1 protein-coding gene is annotated in these 535 nt (G+C 42.1%); it reads right to left on the bottom strand.

The window, feature by feature from the left end; translation table 11 throughout:
* Positions 1-535 (bottom strand): transposase (locus H4J61_RS18120; RefSeq protein ID WP_182183303.1); only part of this gene is annotated, 535 nt, incomplete at both ends.

Raw genomic sequence — 535 nt, 5'->3', positions numbered from 1 at the left:
CAATTGCCCCTAATCGTTTGCTGTATTGTCGTCGTCCAATAGGACTGTCTATTTTTACCTTCATTCGGTCGCTATGACTGATATTTTGTCCCTTACCTAGTAAAAATTGTACTTGTCGACCCGTCGATTTAGGTGGTTTTCGCATACATTGCTTTTGTAGTGGACAGGTGCAACAGTCTTTTAAATACCCTGTGAATCGGCTATAGCTTTTATCTTTTGTGGTGATAATGGTCCTTTGTCGCCATAACGTTTTGCCCGCAGGGCAAACACAGATATTGGTTATGGGGTCAAAATGAAAGCTCTCCCTCGTGAATAATCGTGGTTTGCCTTTACTGCGTTTTAATCGACGTTTTTCTTGCTCTGTATGATAGGTTTTACTGGTTTTAAAGAGCGGATTTCGGCTTCTAAATTGTGTATCCGCCATGTAACTGTCTAGCCCGGTTGTCGCCATGTATTCAAGATTATCCTCGCTATGAAAACCACTGTCAGCGGTGAATTTAGCGGTTTCAAAAGCTTTAGGTGTGCCTAGCTTTTC

Origin of the sequence: Colwellia sp. MB3u-4, assembly GCF_014077065.1 — a bacterium.
GTDB lineage: Bacteria > Pseudomonadota > Gammaproteobacteria > Enterobacterales > Alteromonadaceae > Cognaticolwellia.
Note: the sequence above shows the minus strand (reverse complement) of the source record. Positions and strands in the feature narration are given on the sequence as shown.